This is a genomic window from Pantoea sp. PNT03 (assembly GCF_014852515.1).
Lineage (GTDB): Bacteria > Pseudomonadota > Gammaproteobacteria > Enterobacterales > Enterobacteriaceae > Pantoea > Pantoea leporis.
In genome coordinates, this window is record NZ_JACVBT010000025.1 from 1 (window position 1) to 259 (window position 259).

Below are 259 nucleotides of genomic sequence, written 5' to 3' on the forward strand. Positions count from 1 at the left end.
GTCAGTCAGGAGTATTTAGCCTTGGAGGATGGTCCCCCCATATTCAGACAGGATACCACGTGTCCCGCCCTACTCTTCGAACTCACAATCTGTGCACTTTCGTGTACGGGACTATCACCCGGTATCGTGCGTCTTTCCAGACGCTTCCACTAACGCACAAACTGATTCAGGTTCTGGGCTGTTCCCCGTTCGCTCGCCGCTACTGGGGGAATCTCGGTTGATTTCTTTTCCTCCGGGTACTTAGATGTTTCAGTTCCCC

1 rRNA gene is annotated in these 259 nt (G+C 52.9%); it reads right to left on the reverse strand.

Annotated elements, in window-relative coordinates:
- Positions 1-259 (reverse strand): 23S ribosomal RNA (locus tag IB226_RS23105); the annotation flags it as partial.